7 protein-coding genes are annotated in these 7,129 nt (G+C 70.5%); all 7 read right to left on the bottom strand.

The features are described from left to right. Window positions 1-270: 270 nt before the first annotated feature. The gene (locus ACWCO2_RS13325) at window positions 271-996 is read right to left on the bottom strand and encodes an MgtC/SapB family protein (RefSeq protein ID WP_450127994.1); all 726 of its coding nucleotides are present in this window, start codon (window positions 994-996) and stop codon (window positions 271-273) included. Between the two features lie 29 nt (window positions 997-1,025). Further along, window positions 1,026-1,607: a class I SAM-dependent methyltransferase gene (locus ACWCO2_RS13320; protein ID WP_450127993.1), complete on the bottom strand. Its 582-nt coding sequence runs from the start codon at window positions 1,605-1,607 to the stop codon at window positions 1,026-1,028. Window positions 1,608-1,711: 104 nt separating this feature from the next. Beyond that, window positions 1,712-2,692: a VWA domain-containing protein gene (locus tag ACWCO2_RS13315; protein WP_450128001.1), complete on the bottom strand. Its 981-nt coding sequence runs from the start codon at window positions 2,690-2,692 to the stop codon at window positions 1,712-1,714. A gap of 2 nt (window positions 2,693-2,694) precedes the next feature. Further along, a complete protein-coding gene (locus tag ACWCO2_RS13310; RefSeq protein ID WP_450127992.1) occupies window positions 2,695-3,648 on the bottom strand; it encodes a DUF58 domain-containing protein in 954 nt (317 codons plus the stop codon). 11 nt (window positions 3,649-3,659) lie between these two features. Then, window positions 3,660-4,775: an AAA family ATPase gene (locus ACWCO2_RS13305; RefSeq protein WP_450127991.1), complete on the bottom strand. Its 1,116-nt coding sequence runs from the start codon at window positions 4,773-4,775 to the stop codon at window positions 3,660-3,662. Window positions 4,776-5,001: 226 nt separating this feature from the next. Next, window positions 5,002-5,574 (bottom strand): molybdenum cofactor guanylyltransferase, encoded by a 573-nt coding sequence (gene mobA / locus ACWCO2_RS13300; protein WP_450127990.1) that lies wholly within the window; start codon window positions 5,572-5,574, stop codon window positions 5,002-5,004. A 103-nt stretch (window positions 5,575-5,677) separates the two neighbouring features. Continuing rightward, window positions 5,678-7,012 carry an NlpC/P60 family protein gene (locus ACWCO2_RS13295; protein ID WP_450127989.1) on the bottom strand — a complete coding sequence of 445 codons (1,335 nt, stop codon included), beginning with the start codon at window positions 7,010-7,012 and terminating at the stop codon, window positions 5,678-5,680. Window positions 7,013-7,129 lie beyond the last annotated feature (117 nt).

The following is a 7,129-nucleotide window of genomic DNA, read 5'->3' as shown; positions in this document are numbered from 1 at the left end:
TCCATCCGGGGCCAGGGCTTGTCCATGCCGGCGAAGAAGCCGCCTGCCTCGTGCCGCGTGCCCAGCGCGAGGAAGCGATCCAGCAGACCGCGCGGCGAGGCCAGTCCCGTTTGCCATGTATTGGCATACATAAAAACGGGATCCCGCAGCCAGGCGGCGTCTGAGGTTCCGCCACCCGCACCGCCACGCAAACCGAGCCTGGAAAAACCTCAATGAAATCGCACGGCCGATTTCCATGGAAATCACGGCACCCCGCACCGCAGGTGCGCTTTAGAAGCCCGGTTCGATCGCTTCGCCGACGGCGGCGTGCAGGACGCCCGGGAGTGCGCTGATCTCTTCGACCAGTGCTGCGGCCGGTGCTTTTCCTCGCAGGCGCAGGGCGACGACGGCGGTGCGCTGCTGTTCGTCGTCGGTGTCCTCGCGCTCCACCTCGAGGTCCATCACCGCCCAGCCGCGGCTGGTGCACAGGGTCAGCACGCTGCGCAGAACCCCGAAGCCGTCGAGGTAGCCGATCCGCATCACCTGCGGTTCCCGCAGCGACCTGCGCAGCATCCGCAACAACCACGGGTAGCCCAGCACCACCAGGAAGTGCACCGCCGTGGTCGCGGCGGCCAACACCACCAGACCGCTGCCACAGGCCATCCCCACGGCGGCCACCACCCACACCGTGGCCGCCGTGGTCAGACCGCGCACCGCGTCGCGGCGCACGAAGATCAGCCCACCGCCGATGAACCCGATGCCGGAGACGATCTGCGCGGCCACCCGCGATGGGTCGAACGACACCCGGTCGAACGCCAGCAGATCGCCGAAACCGTACTTCGACACCAGCATGAACAGCGCCGCACCGACCCCGACCAGGGCGTGCGTGCGCATCCCGGCGCTCTTGGCGCGGACCTCCCGCTCCAACCCGATCAAGCTGGAGAACAGCAGCGCCGTGCCCAGCTCGACCAGCAGCGGAAGCTCGCGGAGGCCGGTTACCACCGCATCCGACGACACCACTGGAACGTAGCACCGCCGCGATCAGGTCACGATCGACGTGGCCGCCGAGCCAGGTAGGCCACCGCCGGCGGCAGGTTGCGCCACACGGTCCGGCTGATCACCGTCTCCTCGAACTCCGCGCGCAGATCCGCCAGCTGGCGGCGAGCCGGTGGCGCCCACCGCGTCCAGGTGTAGGCGAACTGCGTGAACGCACCGCCCGGCACCAGCGATTCGGCGACCAACCGGATCAGCGGCACCCCGTCGACCGGCGCGTGCGCCACCCACGGCAACCCGCTGACGACGACATCGGCGCGCAGCCCACGCTCCCGCAACAGCTCCGGAAGCTCCCGGGCGTCGGCGCACACCGACTCCGCACCGGGGAACCGCTCCCCCAGCTGCGCGGCCCAACTCGAGTTGAGCTCCAACGCCAGGTGGTGTCCGCGCCCACCGAGGCGATGCTGGATCACCTCGGTGAACGCCCCGGTTCCCGGCCCGAGCTCAACCACCACCGGGTCACCGCGGTGCGGGATCGGCGCCACCATCTGCTCGGCGAGCGCCCGCGAACTGGGCCCGACCGCAGCGGTCGTGGTCGGCGACTTGACGAACTCCCGCAGAAAACCCGTTCCCACCTGCGCCACTCCCGATCGCCTCCCGAGCCTCGCGTGCCCGGTCAGGATCCCGGAGCCGGTGATCCGCTAGGTGACCAGCTGCGCAACGGTGCGCCAACACTTCCTCACGGGAGCCGGCGCCCGGTGAACATCGAGATTCCGGCCGCGACGATCGCGGTCAGCGTGCCCAGCACCAGCCATGGCTTGCTTGCATCGGTGTGCTTGGTCTCGTAGCCGATCTGCTCGCCCAGCGTGTCGTAGACCTCGCGGAGCTGCTCGGCGCTGGCCGCCTTGTGGAACTCGCCGCCGGAGAGCTTCGCGATCTCCTGCATGGCCTCGTCGTCGACCTCGACCAGCTCCTGCTGGCCCTGGATCTCGATGCTGCCGTGCCTGGTGCCGAAGGAGATCGTGGAGATCGGCACGCCGGCCTGCCGCGCTTCCTTCGCCTTCGTATAGGCGCCGCGCGGGGCGTCCATGTCGCGCGGGATGGTCTGACCGCCGTCAGCCATCAGCACGATCCGCGCAGGCGGCGCCCCGGCCGGACCGCCGACCATCTTGCCGAACGAGTCGATCGCCTGCATCGAGGCGTTGATCCCGTCACCGGTGGCGGTGGCCTCGGCCAGCTTCAGGCTGTCGATGGCCTGCTTGACGCCGGTCCGGTCGGTCGTGGGCATCACCAGCACGGTCGCAGTGCCCGCGAAGGACACCAGCCCCAGGTTGATGCCCGGGGTGAGCTTGTCGGCGAACTCCTTGGCCGCGACCTTCGCCGCCTCCAGCCGGCTAGGCTCGACGTCGGTGGCCTTCATCGACAACGACACGTCGATGGTCAGCATCACCGTGGCCCGGTTGCGCGGAATGCGCTGCTCAGCGGTGGGTCCCATCAGCGCGACGGTGAGCATGATCAGTGCCACGCCCAGCAGCGCTGGCGGCACGTGCTTCCACCAGCCCTGGCGCTTGGCCGCCACCCGGTCCAGCACCTCCAGGTTGCTGAACCGGATCGTGTCCTGGCGGCGCTTCCGCATCGCCCACACGTAGCCGCCGACCAGCGCGGCGACCACCAACAGCAGCAGGAACCACCACGGCGCGGTGAATCCCGACAAACTCAACATCAAGCTGCTCCTCCGGACCAACCGCGCTTGCGGGCCACCACGAACCGCACGACGTCGGCGATCCAGTCCGAATCCGTCCGCAACACCAAGTGCGCGCAACCGGCGCGGCGCAGCACCGCCGCCACCTCCTCGCGGTGCGCCGCGGCAGCCGCGGCGAACTCCTTGCGCAGCACAGGACTGGTGTGCACCTCACGCTGCTTGCCGGTTTCCGGGTCCGACAGCAGCACCGTGCCCACGTCGGGCAACTCCACATCGCGCGGGTCCAGCACCTCGATGGCCAGCAGCGAGTGCCGGGCGCCCAAGCCTCGCAGCGCGCGCTGCCAGTCCGTCGGGCCCAGGAAGTCCGAGACCACCACCGCTAACCCGCGCCGCCGCGGCGGACGCCGCAGGGACTCCAGCAACCCGCTGAGATCACCGCGCGTTCCTTCTTCCGCGCGCGGCGTTCCGGCAGCTTTTCGCAGCAACGACCGCGCGTGCGCAGCGCCGCCGCGTGCGGGCACCCGCACCGGGCCGGTGCCGTTGTCCAGAACGGCACCGATCCGGTTGCCGCCACCGCTGGTCAAGAACACCACCGCGGCCAGGGCGGCGACGGCCAGTTCACGCTTCTCGCAGGCCGCCGAACCGAAGTCCAGACTCGGCGAGAGATCCATCGCGACCCAGGTCTCCAGCTCCCGGTCGGCGACCGTCTGCCGGATGTGCGGCTCGGACATGCGGGCGGTGACCGCCCAGTCCATCCGCCGCACGTCGTCGCCGGGCTGGTAGACCCGCGCCTCCCCCGGCTCGGTGCCCGGACCGGGCACCAGGCCGAGGTGGTTGCCCTGCAGCAGGCCGTCCAACCGGCCCCGCACGCTCAGCTCCAGCGACCGCAGCGCGGCTTCCAACCGGCCGGTGTCCAGGGACGGGGGCGCCCAGTTCGGGCGGTCCCCATCCGGCTGTTGATCGGTTGCCGACACGCCCTCGCCCCTCACTGGTGCGGGTTGGGCGCGTGCGGCGGCTGCGCGTAACCGCCAGGGCCGCCGACCGGCGCGGGCGCGGGCGGACCGCCCTGCGGACGGGCCGAGACCTGCGGCAGCGGCACGGTCTGCAGCACCCGGTTGACGATGTGCTCCACCGGGATGCCGTCGGCCAGCGCGTCGTAGGACAGCACCAGCCGGTGCCGCAGCACGTCCGGAACCACGTCCACCACGTCCTGCGGCAGCACGTAGTCGCGCCCGCGCACCAGCGCCAGGGCACGCGAGGCGGCGATGATGCCCAAGCTGGCACGCGGCGAGGCACCGTAGGAGACCCAACTCGCGATGTCGGACAGCCCGTGGTCGTTGGGCAGCCGAGTGGCCACCACCAAGCGCACCACGTAGTCGACCAGCGCGTGGTGCACGAACACCGAGGCGGCGACCTTCTGCAGCCGGATCAGCTCGTCCGGGTTGAGCACCGGGTTCGGCTCCGGAGCCGCGACGCCCATCCGGTAGATGATCTCGCGCTCCTCCTCCGCGGTGGGGTACTCCACCGGGAGCTTGAACAGGAACCGGTCGCGCTGCGCCTCCGGCAGCGGGTAGACGCCCTCGTTCTCGATCGGGTTCTGGGTGGCCAGCACCAGGAACGGGGCGGGCATCGGGTAGCTCTCGCCGCCGATGGAGACGTGCCGCTCGGCCATCACCTCCAGCAGCGCCGACTGGACCTTCGCCGGAGCTCGGTTGATCTCGTCGGCCAGCACGAAGTTGGCCAGCACCGGACCGAGCTCGACGTCGAAGCGCTCGCTGCCCTGCCGGTAGATGCGGGTGCCGAGGATGTCCGCGGGCACCAGGTCGGGGGTGAACTGAAGTCGCGAGAAGCTGCCGCCGACGACCCGCGCGAAGGTCTCGACCGCGAGGGTCTTGGCCACGCCGGGCACGCCTTCCAGCAGGATGTGGCCCTTGGCCAGCAATCCGGTCAGCACCCGCTCCACGAGCCGGTCCTGGCCGACGATCACCCGCTTGACCTCGAACACGGTGCGTTCCAGCAGCTGCGCATCGCGCGCCGGGGTGCTCACCTGGTCCGCCGGACGCGCGGCGCCCCCGCTCTCACCGTTGCCGGCCTCGGTCAATTCTCCCAGCCTCCTGTCGTCGGTCCGGCCTACCCAGCCGCTCAAGATCCTGGCACGCCCCCACTGCGCAACGCCGAGGGGGCACTACCCCGAGCCCACCCAACCTCAGTCGCGGTGTGACCCCGGTAAAGCCGCCGGATCGAGGATTAGTTTCACTCAGCACTGAACATATCGAGCATGTTGACTAGATGTGGCGTTTTCAACCGAACAAGTCGGTCGAAAACCACTACCCCTGCGCGGTGCGGGCGTTGCGGAGGTCGTCCGGCGTATCCACATCGGATGCTTCGGACTCGATCGCCGGGATGCGCACCGGCGTGAGCGGGGCGAGAACAGCGCGGAGCGGGCGGTTGTGGACGTCGGCGGGCATCGCCTCGCGCAGCGCGCCCATGTCCCACACCCCCACCAGCCATTGTGGACGGTCCTGCGCATCGACGAGCACCGCTCCAGCGGACTCGGGTGTTTCACGCAGAGCGGTGAGCAGTCGGGCGATCGTGGCCGTCGTCAGGTACGGGTGGTCTCCGGCGAGGACTGCGACCGTGCGCGTTTCCGCCGGGAGTTGCGCCAGGCCGGCCCGGAGGCCCGCGAGCGGACCGCCGTCCGGCGGTTCTTCCGCGGTCCAGCGCACCGTCCGAGCCGTGGTGCGCGGCGGGCCGACCACGACCAGCGGGTCAGCCTCGGCCACCGCGTCCAGCGTGCGGTTCAGCAAAGTGCGCCCGCCGATGGGCAGCAGGACCTTGTCCACCCCGCCGAGTCGACGCGCCCGACCACCGGCCAGCACCACTGCCGCGAATTCCGCCACACCGCAATGCTTCCAGCCGCCCACTTCCCCGCTCCACCCAGTCCTCCGAACAGGACTGCGCCCCTGCCGCACAGGATGCGGCAGGGGCGCTGGAGCTGGTGGGTCAGAGCATGCGGACCGCGTACGGGGCGATGCCGCCGTAGCGGACCGAGGTCACGCGGACCCGGGAACCCGAGTACGGGGCTTCCACCATCCGGCCGTTGCCGAGGTAGAGGGCGACGTGGTGGATGCTGCCGCTGCTCTGCCAGAACAGCATGTCGCCGCGGCGCATCTGCGACAGCGGCACCCGGCGCCCGGACTGGTACTGGTAGCCGCTGTAGTGGTCGAGCTGGACGCCCGCGCCAGCGAACGCGTAGAGCATCAGCCCCGAGCAGTCGAAGCCGGTCTTGGCGTAGTCACCGTAGGAGTCGGCCACTCCCCCGTCGCGGATACCCCGCGTCGCCCCGCGCGAGTTGCCGCCGCCCCAGGCGTACTGCACGCCCAGCTGGGACAACGCCCGGCTGATCACGACCTCGACCGACCGGCCGCTGGGTGCCGGCGCCGACTGCTGCACAGGGACCCGGGAGCCCGTCGACTGCGACGCAGCCTGGGCTGCAGCCTGAGCAGCGGCTTGCGCGGCGGCCGCCTCCTCGCGCTGCTTCTCGTCCAGCCAGTCCTCGTACTGACCGCGCCGCTGCTCCAGGCCGGACACGTGCGAGCGGGCCTCGGCCAGCTGCGCCTCGACGCCGGACTTGTCCGATTCCAGCTGCCGCGCCTGGTCGGCCTGGGTGTTCTGGGCCGCGACCGCTGCCTGCTGGGCGGACTCTGCCGCGCGGCGTGCTTCGCCGGCAGCTTGCTGCTTGGCTTCGGCCGCCTCGAGCGCAGCCCGGGCCAGCGAGTCCTTGTTGACCTTCTCCACGCGGGCGCGCTCGAGGTCGTCCATGACGTCGAGCTCGGACTTGCTGATCACGTCCAGGAACAGCGCGCGGTCGAGCACGTCCTGAGGGTTCTTGGAACCGACGAACGCGGTGGCCGAACCGACCTGGCTGCCCTGCCGGTAGCTGCCCGCCACGAACCGGTCCAGGCGCTGGCGCTGCTGATCGATCCGCTGGCCGGCGACGTCGGAGGCGACCCTGGCCGCGTCCGCGACGCGGCGGGCGTCGTCGTAGGCGCCCTCGGCCCGGGCCAGGTCGACGCGCGCCTTGTTCGCGTCCTCCATCTTGACCTCGACCTGCGCCTGCAGGTCGATCAGCTTGGACTCCGCCTCGGCCAGCTGGTTCGCCAGCTCGCCGACCTGCCCGGCCACCTGCTGCGACTTGGCGCGACCGGCCTGGATCTCGGCGTCGCTGGGGTTCGGCGGTGGCGCCGGCACGGCCGAACCGACACCCGGCGTGGCCAGGCCTATGGCGACGAGCAGCGTGATAGCGGCGGCCCCACGCACACCACGACTTCCCGGCATGACCGTCACCTCCGCTGATACGCCCATTCGGCGGCCATTACTTGGGCCGAATGGAGTCACACGACGACTCCGGATCCTGCCACTTTCGTCCCGATCGCACCATTGATCTCAATCACG

It is taken from the genome of Saccharopolyspora sp. NPDC002376 (assembly GCF_053593195.1).
The sequence above is the reverse complement of the archived record's forward strand: the minus strand, read 5'-3'. Positions and strand labels throughout refer to the sequence as shown.